Consider the following 17,859-nt stretch of genomic DNA (forward strand, 5'->3'; position numbering starts at 1 on the left):
CGGCCGGTTAGTGTGGTCGTCTGGCGTGCGGTCTAGCGCTTTGTGCAGGTGACGTTCATGCGGCCGCTGCTCATTTTCACTTTGGTGCTTGAGAGGAATTTCACCTTTGTGTTGCTGACCCCGTTGCTGCCTTTCATTTGCTTGGGCAGGGCGCGGACGATCTGGCGGCCGTAGGGGGTTTTCGAGAAATCGCGACCGTTGGCCGTGAGCGTGCGCACGCGGGCGTGGTTGACGGTTTCTTTGAGATTGCTGTGGTTGCGGAACCATTTACCTTTCAGCGCTACAGCCGCGTCGAGGCGGCCACGGCGGTCGCCGACAGCGACGTTTGCAAGGTGATAGAAGTGGCCGCTTTGGCGGTAGTCCAGCAGCATGCGGATCGCGAGGTTTGCGCCATCGCGGCCGTCGCAGTCCCATTTGCCGACAAGAGTACGCGCCGAGGCGGCGCTTGTGCTGGTGGCCAAGAGACCGACGATCAGGAGGGTGCGTATCATGTGAGGGATGCCTTTACTGAGGTGTTAATCTCTATAGTGTGGCCGTTACACGGATAGCGTGTCAAAGGCTTTGTCGGCAACAGTCTGTTTTTACGCCATTTTGGTCGGTGCAGGTAGGCCAGTTTGATTTGGCCTACCTGGCTGGTTTGGTTAAAGCCGCGCGGGGTTAGTCCTCCATCGCTTCCAGTTCGTCGATCATGCCCGAGATCATCGACAGGCCCTTGTCCCAGAAGGCGGGGTCGGAGGCGTCGAGGCCAAAGGGGGCCAACAGCTCTTTGTGGTGTTTGGAACCGCCTGCTTTCAGCATGTCGAAGTATTTGTCCTCGAACCCTTCGTTGCCCTCGGCATAGACGGCGTAGAGCGCGTTTACGAGGCCGTCGCCAAAGGCATAGGCGTAGACGTAGAAGGGCGAGTGGATGAAGTGGGGGATATAGGCCCAGAAGGTCTCGTACCCGTCCATGAATTCAAATTCCGGCCCGAGGCTTTCGGCCTGTACGGACATCCATAGGGCGTTGATGTCGTCCGGGGTCAACTCTCCACCACGACGGGCGGCGTGGAGCTTACACTCGAAATCATAAAACGCGATCTGGCGCACGACAGTGTTGATCATATCCTCGACCTTGCCTGCCAGCAGCACGCGGCGCTCTGACTTGGTCTTGGCGTTGTCCAGCATCGTGCGGAAAGTGAGCATTTCGCCGAAGACGGAGGCGGTCTCTGCCAGCGTCAGCGGGGTGGAAGAGAGCATTTCGCCCTGACCAGCGGCGAGAACCTGATGCACGCCGTGGCCCAGCTCATGCGCGAGGGTCATCACGTCACGCGGTTTGCCCAGGTAATTGAGCATGACGTAGGGGTGCACATCGGTGACAGTAGGGTGGGCAAAGGCGCCGGGCGCTTTTCCGGGTTTCACACCCGCGTCGATCCAGCCTTCGGTAAAGAAGGGTTTGGCCAGCTCGCCCATGCGCGGATCAAAGGCGGTATAGGCGTCCATCACCATCTTTTCGGCCGTTGGCCAATCGACGATGCGCGGGTCTTCCATGGGCAGGGGCGCGTTGCGGTCCCAGACCTGCATCGTGTCCACGCCCAGCCATTTCTTTTTCAGCGCGTAATAGCGGTGGCTGAGTTTGGGGTAGGCCTCGACCACGGCATTGCGCAGGGCCTCGACCACTTCCGGTTCGACCTGATTGCTAAGGTGACGACCGGTTTGCGCCGTCTCCATCCCGCGCCAGCGGTCGATGATCTCTTTTTCCTTGGCTTGGGTGTTATGCACGCGGGCAAAGGTTTTCACGTTCTCGGTAAACACCTCGGCCAGTTCGCGTGCGCCCGCCTCGCGGGTGTCGCGGTCAGGGTCAGTCAGCAGGTTGAGTGTGCCTTCAATGCCAAGCGTCTCACCGTTTACATCAAATTGCAGGCCCGCGATTGTCTCGTCGAACAGCCGCTCCCACGCGTCGCCGACCACGCCCATGTCGTGCAGGAACTTCTCCATCTCATCGCTGAGCTGGTAAGGTTTCATGGCGCGGATGCGGTCGAGGATGGGTTTATAGCGGGCAAGGTCTGCGTTCTTCGCCAGCAGACCGTCTAGATGGGCATCATCGAGCGTGTTGAGCTCAAGCGTGAAGAAGACCAGTGGCGTGGTGAAGTTGGTGATCTTTTCCTGCGCGTCCGACATGAATTTGGCGCGGTCTGCGTCTGTGGTCAGTTGGTAATAGCGCAAGCCCGCGTAGGACATGATGCGTCCTGCGATCTGGTTGATCTTCTCATTGCGCAGCACACAATCGAGCAAGCCTGCCGCGTCCAGCGTGGCCAGTTTGCCCTCGTAATCGGCGGCGAAACTGGCGCAGGCGCTTTCCAGCCAGTCCAGATCACGCTTCAGCTCGGGCGCGTCCTCGCCTGCGTATAGATCATCAAGGTTCCATTCGGGCAGATCGCCAAAGGCGTTGTCACCGTGGGAGGCATTGGCGTCGCGGACGGGAAAGGGAAGGTGAAACATGAAATATCCTTTGGGTCGTTTGCGCCATAGGTAGGCAGCTTGGGCGCGAGGGACAAGGCGTTAGCCCTATATCCTTAGCAACTGGTTGAGATCATTGCGGGTGTTGGCCTGCGCCGTGGGGCGCTCGGCCTCGATCAGCGCGTGCCGTGTGGTGGTGTTGGTCTGCTGGTTGCACATCAGGCGGGGGCGGCGAGCTGAAAACAGTGCGATGACGGATGGCGGGCAGGGCCCGCGGCTAGCCGGTGGTGGTGTTCAGAAACAGGCCTGTGATGTCGTCGTAGACAGGGTTGCGAATGTCGGGCCGCTCCATCAGGATTTCGTGCTCTGCGCCCTCGACCTCGCGCAATTGCCCGCCTTTCCAGCCGTCCATCCGTGCGTGGATGCGGGGCACGTCCACAATACGTTCGTTCGTGCCGACGTAGGTGATGGTGGGCAGGCTGGGGGCGGCGCGTTGGGCCAGATGCATTGTCTCGGCCAGTGCTTCGCGCAGCCAGATGTAGCTGGGGCCGCCAAGGCGCAATTCGGGGTGTGCTTTCAGCTGATCGCGCATCATGTCGTACATGACGGGATCGGTGGTAAGCATATTGTTTTCAAACGGCTCTGACAGCACATAAGGGTTGGTTGTGCTGCCTATAGGCAGACGGTGGCCTTGATTGAACTTGGGCATCAGCGTGCTGAGAATACGCGCAGGCAGGCGCATGTGCGGGCTGATGTTGATCCCCCACATCGGGCCGGTAAAGGCCGCAGCCTGCACTGCCAGCCCTTCGATCACGGCCCGCAAGCCGATGCAGCCCCCCATCGAGTGGGCCACCAGAAAATAGGGGCGTGGCAGGTTCAGGGTGCGGGCCGCCCGCATCAGGGCGGCAACATCTTTTTGGTAATCGGTAAAGTGGTCCACGTGACCGACAAGCCCGTCTTCAAGCATCCGGTCGGCCATGCCCTGACCGCGCCAGTCAATCGCCACGGAGGCGAGGCCGCGGGCTGCGAATTCACCCGCCACGACCCCGTATTTTTCGATATATTCGGTGCGTCCCGGAAAGATCAGCACCGTCCCCCGTGCGCCTGCCGTTGACCAGACACCCAGCCGGATCTGCTTGCCATCGGGGGTTTCGGCCCAAAAGGCCGCCGACGGGTCAGGCCCGGGATGGATGTCTGTATGAAGTGGCGCAGGCGTCAAAGACATGGGGGTGGGTTGACCTTAGGCCAGTGCAGAGGCGAGCTTCATCGCCATGCCCATGTCACCGTCGACCTTCAGTTTGCCGGTCATGAAGGCAGAGGTCGGGTTGGTGTCGCCGCTCATGATGCCTGCAAATGTGTCAGGGTCCGCGCTCAGCGTCACATCGGCCTCTTCGTCGCCTGCACGCACGCCTGAATCGTCAACCATCACAGCACCTTCGCCGTCGATGTCGAACTTGACAGTGCCGCCGATCTCGACGCCGTCCATTTTCGCGGAGAGTACTTTTACCGCTTCGTTAATTACATCACTCATGTTTTTCGGCCCTTTTTGGCATTTGGTGGCTTTGGCGACTGGAAATTGGTCTACCACCTGTTACATTCACTGTTGTTATGCGTATCAACCTCGTCAACCTCAAACATACCGTTGCGGCACTTGGTGCGGTTGTGTTGCTTTGCGGCCCTGCCCAGGCGCAAGATCCGGCCAGGATCGGCTCGCTTTTGGAGACGCTGCGCACTGCCACACCGGAACAAGCCAAAACCGCCGAGCGTGATTTGATGCGCGAGTGGTCGCGCTCTGGCTCTGCTGCGATGGACGTGCTGCTGAAACGCGGGCGCGATGCGATGGCAGTGGGGGAGTTCACCAAGGCGATTGAGCATTTTACCGCCCTGACAGATCACGCGCCCGATTTTGCTGAAGGTTTTCACGCCCGTGCCACGGCGTTTTACCGTGCTGATATGTACGGTCCTGCGCTGGATGATCTGGAGGTGGCACTGGCGCTGAACCCCTCCAACTACAATGCCATCTTCGGGCTTGCGGTTTTGTTTGAGCAGTTGGGCGACAGCCGCCGCGCAGCCGCCCTGTACCGCCGGGTTTTGGCCTTGCATCCGCACCATGAGAACGCCGATAAAGCGCTGAAGGGTTTGAAATCCGAAGGCATAGGGCGCACGCTCTAACCTCTTAGTATAGTTAGGAATTTGCGGTGAATACGCAAGGCAGGGTTGTGGCTGTTCTGGGGCCGACCAACACCGGCAAAACCACCTACGCGATCGAGCGGATGCTGGGCCACCGCACGGGCATCATCGGGCTGCCGCTGCGTCTTTTGGCGCGCGAGGTCTATGACCGGATCGTCGCCGCACGCGGGCCCTCTGTGGTGGCGCTGGTCACCGGTGAGGAACGCATCGTGCCGCCGCGCACGCAATACTGGGTCTGCACCGTCGAGGCGATGCCGGAGGGGATGGGCGCCGATTTCGTCGCCGTGGACGAAATCCAGCTCTGCGCCGATCCAGAGCGTGGGCACGTCTTTACCGACCGCCTGATGCGGGCGCGGGGCCAGCACGAGACGCTGTTCATGGGCGCGGACACCATGCGCGGCACCATCGCAGCCTTGGTCCCGCAGGCAGATTTTGTGCACCGCGAACGGATGTCGCAACTAACCTATGCAGGTCAGAAAAAGATAAGCCGAATGCGCCCGCGCAGCGCGATTGTCGGGTTTTCGGTCGAAAATGTATATGCCATCGCCGAGCTGATCCGCCGTCAAAAGGGCGGGGCGGCCGTGGTTATGGGCGCGCTTTCCCCGCGCACGCGCAACGCGCAGGTTGATATGTACCAGAATGGCGAGGTCGACTATCTGGTGGCTACCGATGCGATTGGCATGGGGCTGAACCTCGACGTGGATCACGTCGCCTTTAGTTCGCTCAGCAAATTTGACGGGCGGCGGATGCGTCCGCTGGCTCCGAACGAGCTGGCGCAGATCGCGGGCCGTGCGGGGCGGGGAATGAAGAACGGCACCTTCGGCGTGACGGGCGATGTGCGCCCGATGGACGAAGGCGTGGCCCGCGCCATCATGGACCACCAGTTCACCCCGCAGAACAAGATCAACTGGCGCAATCCGCATTTGAAATTCGGCTCGATTGACTGGCTGGTCAAATCGCTGGAAGAGGGGCCCGACCACGAACGGCTGGTCAAAGCTCGCGAGGCCGATGACCTTCGGGCGCTGAAAACCCTTGGCACCGACGCCGAGATTGCGGCACGCTGCACCGATGGCAATTCGGTCAAGCTGTTGTGGGATGTCTGCCGCATCCCCGATTTTCGCGGCATCTCCAACGCCGAACACGCAAGCCTGCTGGAGGTGATCTTTAACCACCTGCACCAGCGCGGCAGCCTGCCTGACGACTGGCTGGCCCGCCAGATCAAGCGGATCGACCGCACCGATGGTGACATCGACGCACTGTCCAAAAGGCTCGCGTTTATCCGCACTTGGACATACGTTACCCAGCGCAAAGGATGGACAAATGACGAAACCCATTGGCGCGGGCAGGCACGTGTCGTAGAAGACAGACTGTCGGATGCGTTACACGAACGCCTGACCCAAAGATTTGTAGATCGGCGTACCTCTGTATTGTTGCGCCGGCTAGGACAGAAGGAAGCCATGGTGGCCGAAGTTAATGATACCGGTGAAGTAACCGTCGAAGGCGAATTTGTAGGCAAGCTGGACGGGTTCCGTTTCCGCGCAGACAAGGGCGCCGGCACGGCAGAGACGAAAACGATCAAGACGGCAGCGTTGCAAGCGCTTGCGCCGCAGTTCCATCTGCGGGCCGATCGCTTTTACAATGCGCCGGACACAGAGATTGATTTTACCGAACAAGGCGGCCTGATGTGGGGCTCTGCTGCGGTGGGTAAACTGGTGGCGGGATCTGATGGTCTCAAGCCGCAAGTCGAGGTTTTTGTTGACGATGTTGCCGGTCCCGAGGTCGCGCAAAAGGTGCAGCGCCGCCTGCAACACTTCATCGACCGCAAGGTAGCGGCCCTGTTCGAGCCGCTGATCGCACTGCAAAAAGACGAGGCGCTCACAGGGCTCGCCCGTGGCTTTGCCTTCCGCATGGTCGAGAATTTCGGCGTGCTGCCGCGTGCCGAGGTTGGCGACGAGGTGAAGTCGCTGGATCAGGACGCCCGCGGTGCACTGCGCAAGCATGGCATCCGCTTTGGCCAGTTCACGATCTTCATGCCGCTGCTGCTCAAACCCGCGCCGACGCGTTTGCGTCTGGTGCTGTGGTCACTGACCAAAGGCCTGTCCGAATTTCCCGAATCGCCCCCGCCCGGATTGGTGACAATCCCCGTCGAGGCAGGCGCGCCCGCAGGCTCCGACACCATGTCGGGTTACCGCAACGCGGGCACCCGTGCCATCCGCATCGACATGCTGGAGCGTCTGGCCGACATGCTGCGCGCCGAGGATTCGCGCGGCGGCTTTGAGGCGAAGGCCGACATGCTCTCGATCTCGGGCACCACGCTGGAGCAGTTTGCCGATCTGATGCAGGGCCTTGGCTACAAAGCCGAAGGCGGTGAGCGTCCCAAGGTCAAAGCGGTCACCGAAGTGATTCCGCCCGCAACCACGGCAGACGCAGACACCCCCATTATGGATGTGGCCGAGACACCCGCCGCAGGCGCCATCACCGATGAGGGGTCGCAGCCGACCGAAGAGGCCCCCGTGGCCGACGTCTCCGAGACCGAAACACCCGTGGGCGAGGCCGCAGATGCTGCCGTGGCCGAGGTCGAGATGGAAACCTTCTATACCTTCACCTGGGCCCGACCTGCGCGCCGCCAACCCCAAGGCGATGCCCGCCCGAAGGGCAAGGGCAAGCCAAACCCGCGTGGCAAAAAGGGCCAGCGCGATGCAGGCAAAGGGGGCAAGAGCCAGAACTTCTCGGCCCGCCCGCCCAAGCAGGAAAAGAAGATTGATCCTGACAACCCCTTTGCGGCCGCTCTTATGGGCCTGAACAAGGATAGATGAGCGGGGCGGCAGACAAGCTGCGCCACGCGGCTTTGCCATGAGCGATGCGGCAGACAAGCTGCGCCAAGTGACCTCGCCATGAGCGAGGCGGCAGACAAGCTGCGCCTCGACAAATGGCTGTGGTTCGCACGGTTCTTCAAAACACGCTCGCTGGCGGCCACAGTGGTGGCCAGCGGGGCAGTGCGTATCAACGGCACGCCGACCTCCAAACGCAGCACAACCGTCACCGCCGGTGATGTGCTGACCTTTCCAAAAGACGATCATATTCGTGTGATCCGCGTTGAGGCTTGCGGCACACGGCGGGGTCCCGCTCCCGAAGCACAGGCGCTTTATACCGACATGGCCCCGCCCGAGCGCGCGCCAAAGGAAAAAATCCCGCATAATCCCGCATATGAGGGAAAGGGACGTCCCAGCAAACGCGACCGCCGCCAGTTTGATCTTTCTAAGGCGCGCCATCTTGAATGATTGCACGACCTGAACTAGCTGTCTGATCAAGCAAACCTGACAGAGACCAGACACATGACATATATCGTGAACGACGCCTGCATCGCCTGCAAATACACCGACTGTGTCGAAGTCTGTCCGGTGGACTGCTTCTATGAAGGCGAAAACATGCTGGTCATCCATCCGGACGAATGCATCGATTGCGGCGTCTGCGAACCTGAATGCCCCGCCGACGCGATCCGCCCCGATACAGAGCCGGATATGGAAAAGTGGGTCGAGTTTAACCGCAAGTATTCCGAACTCTGGCCCGTTATCATCACCAAAAAAGACCCGCTGCCCTCGGCAGAGGAAATGGATGGCAAAGAAGGCAAGATCGAGATGTTTTCGGAAGTCGCGGGCGAGGGCGGCTAGACCCGCCACGTGCGATTCGCCGCAGGCAGGATGCTATGCGGTTTCTCTATATAATACAGAGATTTGGGCGCCCTTTCGCGGGCGCCTTTTTTGTGGTATACTAGGTCCAATGATACGTTGTTCCACACCCTCACCCATCCCGCTGCTACAGCGCATTTGACCCACCCGTTTTAAACGCAAACAGCGCAGGTTTCCGCCTGACGTCTTTTGCGCGTTTGTGCGTTGCCCACAGGCACCGCCGACCAAGGAGAGTAAGAAGTATGTCTAAGTCAAAGCTTGATTTTCGCCCCAGCGAATTTGTTGTCTACCCTGCCCATGGCGTGGGGCAGATCGTCTCGGTCGAAGAGCAGGAGATCGCGGGTATCACGCTGGAGCTGTTTGTGATTGCCTTCGAAAAAGACAAGATGACCCTGCGTGTGCCAACGCATAAGGCGACCGAAATCGGCATGCGTGCCCTGTCCAGCCCCGATGTAATCGCCCACGCGATGAAAACGCTGAAGGGCAAGGCCAAGGTTAAACGCGCCATGTGGTCGCGCCGTGCGCAAGAGTACGAGCAAAAGATCAACTCGGGCGATCTGATCGCCATCGCCGAAGTGGTCCGCGACCTGCACCGCACCGACGACCAGCGCGAGCAGTCCTATTCAGAGCGTCAGCTTTATGAAGCCGCCCTTGAGCGTTTGACCCGTGAAGTTGCCGCCGTCGCAGGTGGGGACGAACTGGCCGCTGCCAAACAGGTCGGCGATGTCCTTGAAAGCCGCGTCGCAGCAGCTTAACCGCCGCGCACAGATTATTGAAAACCGCGTCTGGCCCGTTCAGGCGCGGTTTTTCTACATCCCGAGCATGGCCGCCGCACTCAGCAACACAGCCGCTTCGCTCAGTTGTTGGGCGGCGCCCAGCACGTCACCTGATTGTCCGCCAATCTTGGCCTTGGCCAGCAGCGCCAGCCCCAGGACCACAGCCGCCGCCATGCCGATCCCGACCAGCGCCGGCGTTCCCAAACAGATGATCGCCACCACATCGCCGATCGCCAATGCGATCACCGCCAAAGCCAGCGAAGGCCGCCCGACACTCTGCGCCAAGCCGTCGCGCCGCGCCGCGTCAAGCCCCGCCATCACCGCAGGCATCATCCCCCGCGACAGGGCCGCCGCCGCGATCAACGCCGCAGGTTGTGTTGCCAGCAGGGCGGTCACCGCGCTCAGCCGCAAAGCAAAGACTACGATCAACCCCAGCACACCATAGGTGCCAATCTGGCTGTCGCGCATAATCTCCAGCCGCCGCTCGGGCGTGAACCCGCCCCAAAAGCCGTCACAGACGTCGGCCAAGCCGTCCTCGTGCATGGCGCCGGTGATCAGGATCATCGCGGCCAGCGCCAGAACCGAGGCCGCCAGAACAGGCAACCCCACAGCCAGCGCCACCATACCCGTGGCCGCGCCCAACGCGCCCACACCCGCACCAACGACAGGATAGGCCCATACCGCACGCGCGCCTTGCGCAAACGCGGCATCGGGCAAACGCGGCAAGGGCAGGCGGGTCAGCAGCACAGCCGCCAGCATCACCTGCCGCAACGGGTCGCTTTTTTCCATGGTCGTGCCTCTTTCAGTCCTTGTGAGCCGCGCCCACTTGGGTAAACAGGCAATAACAATCTGGCAATGAGGGTTTTCACGATGGTTGAGTTTTCTGATCTGGAGGCATTCCGCGCTGCCCTCACCGTGATGCCCGTTCCGGATGCGGCCGCATTGGCAGGCGCTCAGGACCGCAATGCCCAGCTCACCAAACCCCCCGGTGCGCTTGGCCGGTTAGAGGACATCGCGCAATGGTACGCCGCATGGCGCGCCGACCCGCAGCCGCGTATCACCAGCCCGCAGATCATCGTCTTTGCAGGTAACCACGGGGTTGCGGCCCAAGGGGTCTCTGCGTTTCCGCCCGAAGTCACCGCGCAAATGGTTCTCAATTTCGAACATGGCGGGGCCGCGATCAACCAACTTGCCCGCAGCGCGGGCGCTACGCTGGACGTGCATGCCGTGGACCTTGATAACCCCACGCAGGACTTCACCCAAGCCCCCGCAATGAGCGAAGCCGAGCTTCTCACAGCGCTGACAATCGGGTGGAACGCCGTGCGCACAGATGCAGACCTGCTTGTGGTGGGGGAGATGGGTATCGGCAACACAACGCCGGCGGCTGCCCTTGCTGCGGCGCTTGCAGGCGGAGAGGCCGCCGATTGGACTGGTCGCGGCACAGGTGTCGATGACGCTAGCCTAACCAACAAAACGCGCGTCGTCGCCGAAGGCCTCGCGCTGCACAAAGACAAGGGCGATGGTCTGGAAACCCTGCGCCGCTTGGGGGGGCGCGAACTGGCCGCAATGGCGGGTGCAATTGCCCGCGCCCACAGCCTGCGTATCCCCGTTATCCTCGATGGCTTCATCTGCACAGCCGCCGCAGCCTGCCTTGCCTACACACATAAAAGCGCGCTTGACCATTGTATTGCGGGGCACCTCAGCGCCGAGGGCGCGCACCAGAGCCTGCTCGACGCGCTGGATAAACCGCCGCTTCTGTCGCTTGGTCTGCGTTTGGGCGAAGCCTCTGGCGGCGCGCTTGCCATCCACATCGTAAAAGCCGCTCTTGAATGCCACAGCGGCATGGCCACCTTCGCCGAAGCAGGCGTGACCGAAGGCTAATCCACTCCGCCTACCTATTTTTGCGTCGCCTATTTTTTCTGGCCCTAGTTACTGCGGGGGCCCCTTGGGCCCACAGGCCCAAGGAGGGAGCAGAGCCCCCCGCCAACGCCTCCATCAGGCACGCCGTTGGTCGTCATCCTCGGAGCGGTTCAAAAACGCGGTCTCAAGGTCTTTTTCCAACTCTTTGGCCCGCGCCACATAGGCTTTGTTATCCGCAGGCGCGACATCGGGGCGCCAGACTTGCGCCAGTTCGCGCACCGACATGCGGTCGTGGTGATAGAATATCCGCTGCGCTTCGGCGGCCTCGTATTCACTCAGCCCCAAATTCTCAAGGACGTAGCGGCCTGCCCGAAGTGATCCGTCGAACATTTCGCGCACGATGTCATCCGCGCCTGCCTGATAGAGGTGGTACACATCCGTGCGGTCATGTGCGCGGGCCACGATATGCAGGTCGGGCCGCTGGGCGCGGGCATATTTCACCAACCCCCGCGCCGCCTTCTGATCATCCAGCGCCACGACAAGCACCCGCGCATCGGCCAACCCCGCTTTGCGCAAGACATCCGCACGGGTCGGGTCGCCTAGAAACGCCTTAAAGCCGAACCTGCGCATCACGGCGATCGTCTTGGGGTTGTGATCAAGGACAACGGTTTCAAACCCTGACGCCTGCACCAAGCGGTTCACAATTTGCCCGAACCGCCCGATCCCTGCGATGATCACCGTGCCCTCATCCTCGATCTCGTCGTCGTCGGGGGCCGTGGCGGCGTCCACACTCAGCCTTGAGATCACGTCATGCACGATAAACAGCAGCGGCGTGATCAGCATGGTCAGGGCAATAACCAGCAACAGCACCTCGGCCACGTTGTCGGGCATGACACCTGTCGCGACCGAAAAGCTGACCAGCACAAAGCCGAATTCACCCGCTTGCGCCAACCCCAGCGCAAACAGCCACTGGTCGCGGCCGCGCAGTTTGAACAACCGCCCCAGCACAAACAGGATTGCCCCTTTGACCAGAATAACCAACAGCGCCATGCCTAGAATAATCACCCAGTCAGAGGCGAGAAGCGCAAAGTTGATGCCCGCCCCTACGGTGATAAAGAACAGCCCCAACAGCAGCCCCTTGAACGGTTCCAGGTCGGTCTCCAGCTCGTGGCGGAACTCGGAACTGGCCAGCACCACACCCGCCAGAAACGCACCAAGCGCAGGGGAGAGGCCAACCAGCATCATCGTCGCAGAAATCCCCACAACAATCAGCAAAGCCAGCGCGGTATACATCTCGCGCAGTTTGGCCGCGTGGATGTAGCGAAAGACAGGGCGGGTGAAGAAGACGCCAGTGATGATGATCCCTGCAACAGCGCCAATCGTCACCATCGTAATGCCCCATGCGGGCAGCGTATCAATGAAATGGATCGCGGCATCCGCGGCCGCGCTGCCATGTCCATCGGCGTGGCCCACGTCCGCATGCTCTCCCACGTTGATCGAGCCATCGGGCGATACCGTGGCCAGCGGCAACATCACAACAGTCAGCGGCAAGAACGCCAGCATCGGGATCACGGCAATGTCCTGCGCCAGCAGCACGGAAAAGATCGACCGCCCGCCCGCTGTCTGCATCAGCCCTTTTTCAGACAGGGTTTGCAGCACAATCGCGGTCGAGCTGAGCGAGAGCGTCAAACCAACCGCCAGCGCCACGCCCCAAGGCTGATCATAGGCCATCGCGATGCCCATCAGCGCCAATGTGCTAAACCCGATCTGCATGCCCCCCAAGCCCAACAGCTTGTGCCGCATGTCCCACAGGGCGCGCGGCTCCAGCTCTAGCCCGATCAGGAACAGCATCATCACCACGCCGAATTCGGCAAAATGCTGCAAGTCCTTTGTTTCAGAGCCGACAAGCCCCAGCATCGGCCCGATGATAATCCCCGCTGCCAGATACCCCAGAACTGATCCAAGCCCCAGCCGCGCGGCGATTGGAACGGCAATCACCGCTGCAGCAAGATAGATCGTGGCCTGAAACAAAAAGCCTTCCATTGGGTCTCCTTCAATTGGTTTGGCGCGGGTCAGGTGGGCAATGGGCCATCGCGCTTGAGCTGGTCCATCACGATCTGGCTGTGGACACGGGCAACGGCCTTGTGGGGCAGCAGCACGTCGTGAATCAACCGGTTCAGGGCGGGCAGGTCTTCACAGTAGACCCGCAGCAGATAATCCGCATCCCCCGTCATGGTCCAGGCGCTGACGATTTCGGCGCGGGTGGCGACAAGCCGCGCAAAGCTGGCGGAATGCTCGGGCCCGTGGGTGCCAAGGTGGACCTGCACAAAGCCCTGCACCTCAAGGCCCAGTTTGCGCGGATCAAGCCGCGCCGTGTAGTTCTGGATCACGCCTTCGGCCTCCAGCCGTTGACGGCGGCGGCCAATTTGCGAGGGCGACAGGTGCAGCATTTCGCCCAGTTGCTGTGTGGTCAGATGGGCGTCTTTTTGCAGTGCTGCAAGCAGGCGGGTGTCAACTTCGTCGAGCATGATACGGGGCTTTCATGTATTTTCATCATTATGCGCGGAATTTCCGCATGGTTCTAGTGTCTCGCGTCAGATAATGCGCAAGTTTCGCATCTTTCTGCGGCTAAGCTGCTTTTAAATGCAAGCAGGAGAACACCTATGGGCCCTTTCCCCCACGACGCGCCGAAATCCGTCATCAGCCCCGAAAACCCCGCCGGTACGGACGGGTTTGAATTTGTCGAATTCGCTTCGCCCAACCCCGACGAGCTGCGCGAGGTTTTCACAAAGATGGGCTATGCCCATGTGGCCAATCACAAGACCAAAGCGATCGAGCTTTGGCAGCAGGGCGATATTACCTATGTGCTGAATTATGATGCGGATAGTTTCGCCGCCAAGTTCGTGGACCTTCACGGCCCTTGTGCGCCCTCGATGGGCTGGCGTGTGGTGGATGCGCAAAAGGCGCTGGCCCATGCGGTGGCGCAAGGGGCGCAGGAATATACGGGCGATGGCAAAGTGCTGGACGTGCCCGCGATCATGGGGATCGGCGGGTCGCTTTTGTATTTTGTGGACCAGTATTATGACACCTCGCCCTATAACTGGGAATATGACTGGATCGCGCAGTCCAAGCCTGACGGGGTGGGGTTCTACTATCTCGATCACCTGACGCATAACGTGTTCAAGGGAAACATGGATAAATGGTTCAAGTTCTACGGTGATCTGTTCAACTTCCGCGAAATCCGCTTTTTCGACATCGAGGGGAAGTTCACAGGGCTGTTCAGCCGTGCGCTTACCTCGCCTTGCGGGCGTATCCGTATTCCGCTGAACGAAGACCGTGGAGAGACGGGGCAGATTGTGGCCTACCTCAAGAAATACAACGGTGAGGGTATCCAGCACATCGCGGTAGGGGCGCGCAACGTCTATGACGCGACCGATGCGATTGCGGAAAACGGTCTGCGATTTATGCCGCCACCGCCCGCTACATATTATGATCTGAGCAAGACCCGTGTGACAGGCCACGAAGAGCCGTTGGACCGGATGCGCAAGCACGGTATCCTGATTGACGGCGAAGGCGTTGTTGACGGCGGCGAGACGCGGATCTTGTTGCAGATATTCTCGAAAACCGTGATCGGGCCGATCTTCTTTGAATTTATCGAGCGTAAAGGCGACGATGGTTTCGGCGAAGGGAACTTCAAAGCGCTGTTCGAGAGCATTGAGCAAGAGCAGATCGACAGTGGCGAGCTCGCGACAGAGTAGGGTGCCCTTTGGGCCGCTACACGTGATCTGACAGAGCGCGGGACCAAGTCCCGCGCATTTCATTTATAAGGGGGCTCATGGTCTGGGCGTGGCAGTCTGCTCGCGGCTCGGTCGTCTGCCTTACGGCATCTTCAAACGAACGCTGCGGCCGCCTTTTTGGTAGCGCAGTTCAGAGCTGCTGATGGCGGAGACGCGGCCGCCGTCGATGCGGTCGCCGACGCGGACTTTTTTGTAGCGGCCATTTGCCAAACGAACCAAGGCACGGCGGCTGGAGGGTTTGCCATATACGCCGATCAGGTTGACCTTGCGCAGGTTTATGGCGTTTTTCACAGTGGCGGTGCGGGCCACGGATGCTTTCGACGGCAGTTTCGGCGACACGGTGCGGGGGGCCACGGCTGTGGCGGCTGCTACGCGTGTTTCTTTGGGTGCTGCGCGTTTGGCGCGGGTCACGATGCGGGCAAAGTTGCGCGGTCGCGTGTCGGGGCGCACCGACTTGGGCGTGGCAAAGCGGGTGGCGCTTTGCAGTGCAGGCGCTGGCGCGTTGGCGACGGGGGCTTCGGTGGGGGCCGCTGGCACGGCGAGGGCTGCGGCAGCGGCGGCTGTTGCGGCCTGCGCTGCAGCGGTGGCGCGTGCCTCATCTGCTTCTTGCGCTTTGGCCGCTTCCTTGTCCTTGTCCTCTTGTTGTTTGCGCGCCCGTTCCTGAAGTGAACGGGGGCGTAGGGAGGGGCGGAAAGCTGCAAGCTCAACCCGGCTGACGCCACCAAGGTTCGCACGCTCGGATCGTTCGGCAAGGCCGAGGGGGCGGTTTTGCGGGCGCAAAGCGGCGAGGGCAGAGACAACCGCCGCGATCTCGGGTTGGGCCGCCGTACGGGTGAGCGAGGCAGGCGGTTTGATCGGCGGGCTGGCCGCGACCAGCGTGTACCCTTGGGGCGTTACTACGCCGTCGGCTGTCGGAATGATCATGCCCGCGGCGTTCAACTCGGTTTGTTGCCCGAAGGGCGGAGGCGACACAATCGTGCCAAGCGCTACATCCGTCTGGAAGCTGCGCGCGTCGGGCAGGGCGATCGCATCGGTGGCCCCTGTCGTGCCATCAATGGTGTTGCGGTAGACGGGTGGGGGCAGATTATCGGGCAAGCCCAGCGGCGTTTGCGGCGCAAGCGGCCAGATGCCTGTTACGGCATAGCGGGCAGCGGCCTCGGCCTCTGTGATGACGGGCTGCTGCGGCTCTGGCCGTGGATCTTGGAGCGCATCCACAACGGCGGTGTCTTGGGCAGACAGAACAGGATCAAGCGCCGCGAGTTCGACCGTAGGGGCCGCAACAGAGCTGTTGTCGGGGATGCCATCGGGGGTGCGGATGATTTCGGGATCAATCTGGTTTTCCGGCGCAGAGGCTGTGGCGCGGGTGGTGTCGTTTTTCATCAACCCCGCGATGCCGTCATCCAGAAACACGGCTGCCCAAGCGGCGACACCTGCAAGGAATACCAACAACACCACAGTCATGATCAGACCAAGGAAGCGCGGCTTGCCGCCGACTTGTGTGCTGCGGGCGCCGAAGACGGTCATCCGCTCGGCCTCGGTGCCGGCAGCGGGGACTGCGACGGCAGGCGCGGCGGCGGGCACGGGGGCTGCGGCCCCTTTGCGCGGTTTGCGGCGGCTGAAAAAGCCCGTTTTCTTGGCAGTCGCAGGCTCGTCTGCCACGGGCGGCTCTTGGGTGAGCGAACTGCTGTCGGGCAGCGGGGTGGCGACCGCGATGCGTTGTGCGCCACCAAGTGGTTTTGACGGGGGTGCCTTGGCTGGCGTACGTTTACTGGTGAAACCCGTGGCTGCCACTTTGGGCTCGGAGGGGGGCGTTGGCGCAGGTGTTGGTTGACTCGGCGCAAACGACACCGCCTTGGCCTGAGGCGTTGCAGCAGAGGGATCAGCAGATGGTCGTGCGCTGTCAGGTGTGGCCGCAGCGGCGGCAAGTGCCGCAGCGCGTGCAGCGGGTGGAATGCCCGAAGGATCGGCCGCTGGTGAAGGCTTGACTGGCGCAGGGGGCTCAGCCTCTGGTGCGGGATCGGGTTGGGCAGGTGTCGGGGGTGCCGTTTCAGCCGTCCCTTTGACAGGGGCGGCAGGCTCCAGATCAAGTTCGGGCTGGGGCGCGGGCATGACCGTTTCGCCCGCAGGCGCGGCCTCGGCGGGCGGCGTATCCTGCTCCGCCTCTGATGGGGTGTCGGATGGGGAATCGGTGGAAGTGTCAGGCGAGATGTCAGCCTCTGCCGACTGAGACGCGACTGTTGCGTCGGCGGCACCAGGCGCAGGCGCGGCATCGGGCTGTGCGGCTGTTTGGGGCGCGTCCCCTTGTTCAGGGGCGGGCGAAACAGCGGGCTTTGGCGCGGGGGCGGCTGGTGTTTCGGGCGAATCGGTCGCCTCACCCTGCGGGTCATCCGGTGCTGGCTCTTGCGGTGTTGGGGCAACTTCGGCGGGGGCTGCAACTGTGTCGGGTTCTGCGATCTGGTCGGCCAGAACCGCGCCCACAACAACAACGGCAATGCCGTCTGGCTCCACGACATCACCCGGCTCTAAAAACTCGGCAGCGGATTCGGTCGCGCCGAAAAACGGCTCTCCCAGATAGGGGGCGTCGTCGGGAACGGCGACAAAGCTGACGGGGTGGAAACGGTGTTCGGTTGCAAAGGCTTCGGCCTCGGCAAGGGTTTCGCGTGCCACGGCTGCGATGTGGGTTTTTGGTCCTTCTGTGCTGATGTCAAAGGCCAGATCGGCAACCTCGTAAGGGGTTGCGTCATGCAATGCGGTCTGAGCCTCCTTGCGGCGGGCAGTATCGGACAGGCCAGGGGTGTGGATGGTCAGATATTTGATCTGGCTCGACGGGATCACCAGTTTTGATCGCACGCCACCCGGTTCCAGACTGGCGGCGGTTTTGCGAAGCATCGCCAGCTCGCCCGCCAGATCATCAGAGGTGATGGCGACATCGCCCACTTCCCGCCAGCCGCCGGCGGCACGGTGAAGAAGTTTAATGCCCTCAAAGGACAAAGAGAGTGCAAAATTAGGCTTCATGCGCTGCGTCTACCATGGGTACGTTTAACCAACAACTTCGGATATTGTCAGAATACAGCACTGAACGGTTCAAGAAAAGCGCCGCAGGCGGATTTC

15 protein-coding genes are annotated in these 17,859 nt (G+C 61.3%); 7 read left to right on the plus strand and 8 right to left on the minus strand.

Annotated features, from left to right (window positions below):
* Window positions 1-32: 32 nt before the first annotated feature.
* The 4 genes from ABMC88_RS13825 to ABMC88_RS13840 all read right to left on the minus strand — a co-directional run bounded on the left by ABMC88_RS13825 (window position 33) and on the right by ABMC88_RS13840 (window position 3,967).
* On the minus strand, window positions 33-491 hold the full coding sequence (locus ABMC88_RS13825; RefSeq protein ID WP_349577487.1) for a hypothetical protein: 459 nt from the start codon (window positions 489-491) through the stop codon (window positions 33-35).
* A gap of 166 nt (window positions 492-657) precedes the next feature.
* The gene (locus tag ABMC88_RS13830) at window positions 658-2,478 is read right to left on the minus strand and encodes a M3 family oligoendopeptidase (protein ID WP_349577488.1); all 1,821 of its coding nucleotides are present in this window, start codon (window positions 2,476-2,478) and stop codon (window positions 658-660) included.
* Window positions 2,479-2,713: 235 nt separating this feature from the next.
* Window positions 2,714-3,661: an alpha/beta fold hydrolase gene (locus tag ABMC88_RS13835; protein WP_349577489.1), complete on the minus strand. Its 948-nt coding sequence runs from the start codon at window positions 3,659-3,661 to the stop codon at window positions 2,714-2,716.
* A gap of 15 nt (window positions 3,662-3,676) precedes the next feature.
* Complete coding sequence (locus ABMC88_RS13840) at window positions 3,677-3,967, minus strand: SCP2 sterol-binding domain-containing protein (RefSeq protein ID WP_349577490.1); 291 nt, start codon at window positions 3,965-3,967, stop codon at window positions 3,677-3,679.
* Between the two features lie 77 nt (window positions 3,968-4,044).
* On the opposite strand from ABMC88_RS13840, the gene ABMC88_RS13845 reads away from it, so the two are divergent.
* The 5 genes from ABMC88_RS13845 (at window position 4,045) to ABMC88_RS13865 (ending at window position 9,070) form a co-directional block, all read left to right on the plus strand.
* On the plus strand, window positions 4,045-4,608 hold the full coding sequence (locus ABMC88_RS13845; protein ID WP_349577491.1) for a tetratricopeptide repeat protein: 564 nt from the start codon (window positions 4,045-4,047) through the stop codon (window positions 4,606-4,608).
* Between the two features lie 26 nt (window positions 4,609-4,634).
* On the plus strand, window positions 4,635-7,442 hold the full coding sequence (locus ABMC88_RS13850) for a helicase-related protein (protein ID WP_349577492.1): 2,808 nt from the start codon (window positions 4,635-4,637) through the stop codon (window positions 7,440-7,442).
* Between the two features lie 78 nt (window positions 7,443-7,520).
* Entirely contained in the window at window positions 7,521-7,907 is a 387-nt protein-coding gene (locus ABMC88_RS13855; protein WP_349577493.1) for an RNA-binding S4 domain-containing protein, read from the plus strand.
* 54 nt (window positions 7,908-7,961) lie between these two features.
* Window positions 7,962-8,297, plus strand: coding sequence for a ferredoxin FdxA (gene fdxA / locus ABMC88_RS13860; RefSeq protein ID WP_349577494.1), 336 nt, complete (start codon window positions 7,962-7,964; stop codon window positions 8,295-8,297).
* A gap of 260 nt (window positions 8,298-8,557) precedes the next feature.
* Window positions 8,558-9,070 (plus strand): CarD family transcriptional regulator, encoded by a 513-nt coding sequence (locus ABMC88_RS13865; RefSeq protein WP_349577495.1) that lies wholly within the window; start codon window positions 8,558-8,560, stop codon window positions 9,068-9,070.
* 54 nt (window positions 9,071-9,124) lie between these two features.
* Here ABMC88_RS13865 and cobS read toward each other — a convergent pair whose 3' ends face one another.
* Window positions 9,125-9,880: an adenosylcobinamide-GDP ribazoletransferase gene (gene cobS / locus ABMC88_RS13870; protein ID WP_349577496.1), complete on the minus strand. Its 756-nt coding sequence runs from the start codon at window positions 9,878-9,880 to the stop codon at window positions 9,125-9,127.
* A gap of 81 nt (window positions 9,881-9,961) precedes the next feature.
* Here cobS and cobT point away from each other — a divergent pair, with 81 nt between their 5' ends.
* Window positions 9,962-10,972, plus strand: coding sequence for a nicotinate-nucleotide--dimethylbenzimidazole phosphoribosyltransferase (gene cobT, locus ABMC88_RS13875; protein ID WP_349577497.1), 1,011 nt, complete (start codon window positions 9,962-9,964; stop codon window positions 10,970-10,972).
* 114 nt (window positions 10,973-11,086) lie between these two features.
* Here the strand turns inward: cobT and ABMC88_RS13880 are convergent, their stop codons facing one another.
* Both ABMC88_RS13880 and ABMC88_RS13885 read right to left on the minus strand, forming a co-directional pair.
* Window positions 11,087-12,994, minus strand: coding sequence for a cation:proton antiporter domain-containing protein (locus ABMC88_RS13880; RefSeq protein WP_349577498.1), 1,908 nt, complete (start codon window positions 12,992-12,994; stop codon window positions 11,087-11,089).
* A gap of 29 nt (window positions 12,995-13,023) precedes the next feature.
* A complete protein-coding gene (locus ABMC88_RS13885; RefSeq protein ID WP_349577499.1) occupies window positions 13,024-13,479 on the minus strand; it encodes an Lrp/AsnC family transcriptional regulator in 456 nt (151 codons plus the stop codon).
* Between the two features lie 135 nt (window positions 13,480-13,614).
* Here ABMC88_RS13885 and hppD point away from each other — a divergent pair, with 135 nt between their 5' ends.
* A complete protein-coding gene (gene hppD, locus ABMC88_RS13890) occupies window positions 13,615-14,709 on the plus strand; it encodes a 4-hydroxyphenylpyruvate dioxygenase (RefSeq protein WP_349577500.1) in 1,095 nt (364 codons plus the stop codon).
* Window positions 14,710-14,829: 120 nt separating this feature from the next.
* On the opposite strand, the gene ABMC88_RS13895 is transcribed toward hppD, so the two are convergent.
* On the minus strand, window positions 14,830-17,763 hold the full coding sequence (locus tag ABMC88_RS13895; protein WP_349577502.1) for a hypothetical protein: 2,934 nt from the start codon (window positions 17,761-17,763) through the stop codon (window positions 14,830-14,832).
* Window positions 17,764-17,859 lie beyond the last annotated feature (96 nt).

The organism is Sulfitobacter aquimarinus (genome assembly GCF_040149565.1).
GTDB classification, from domain to species: Bacteria; Pseudomonadota; Alphaproteobacteria; order Rhodobacterales; family Rhodobacteraceae; genus Sulfitobacter; species Sulfitobacter aquimarinus.

Excerpts from the sequence above, each read along its gene's own strand:
- ABMC88_RS13825 (WP_349577487.1), bottom strand. The coding sequence starts at position 491 with ATGATACGCACCCTCCTGATCGTCGGTCTCTTGGCCACCAGCACAAGC.
- ABMC88_RS13830 (WP_349577488.1), bottom strand. The coding sequence starts at position 2,478 with ATGTTTCACCTTCCCTTTCCCGTCCGCGACGCCAATGCCTCCCACGGT.
- ABMC88_RS13835 (WP_349577489.1), bottom strand. The coding sequence starts at position 3,661 with ATGTCTTTGACGCCTGCGCCACTTCATACAGACATCCATCCCGGGCCT.
- ABMC88_RS13840 (WP_349577490.1), bottom strand. The coding sequence starts at position 3,967 with ATGAGTGATGTAATTAACGAAGCGGTAAAAGTACTCTCCGCGAAAATG.
- ABMC88_RS13845 (WP_349577491.1), top strand. The coding sequence starts at position 4,045 with ATGCGTATCAACCTCGTCAACCTCAAACATACCGTTGCGGCACTTGGT.
- ABMC88_RS13855 (WP_349577493.1), top strand. The coding sequence starts at position 7,521 with ATGAGCGAGGCGGCAGACAAGCTGCGCCTCGACAAATGGCTGTGGTTC.
- fdxA (WP_349577494.1), top strand. The coding sequence starts at position 7,962 with ATGACATATATCGTGAACGACGCCTGCATCGCCTGCAAATACACCGAC.
- ABMC88_RS13865 (WP_349577495.1), top strand. The coding sequence starts at position 8,558 with ATGTCTAAGTCAAAGCTTGATTTTCGCCCCAGCGAATTTGTTGTCTAC.
- cobS (WP_349577496.1), bottom strand. The coding sequence starts at position 9,880 with ATGGAAAAAAGCGACCCGTTGCGGCAGGTGATGCTGGCGGCTGTGCTG.
- cobT (WP_349577497.1), top strand. The coding sequence starts at position 9,962 with ATGGTTGAGTTTTCTGATCTGGAGGCATTCCGCGCTGCCCTCACCGTG.
- ABMC88_RS13880 (WP_349577498.1), bottom strand. The coding sequence starts at position 12,994 with ATGGAAGGCTTTTTGTTTCAGGCCACGATCTATCTTGCTGCAGCGGTG.
- ABMC88_RS13885 (WP_349577499.1), bottom strand. The coding sequence starts at position 13,479 with ATGCTCGACGAAGTTGACACCCGCCTGCTTGCAGCACTGCAAAAAGAC.
- hppD (WP_349577500.1), top strand. The coding sequence starts at position 13,615 with ATGGGCCCTTTCCCCCACGACGCGCCGAAATCCGTCATCAGCCCCGAA.
- ABMC88_RS13895 (WP_349577502.1), bottom strand. The coding sequence starts at position 17,763 with ATGAAGCCTAATTTTGCACTCTCTTTGTCCTTTGAGGGCATTAAACTT.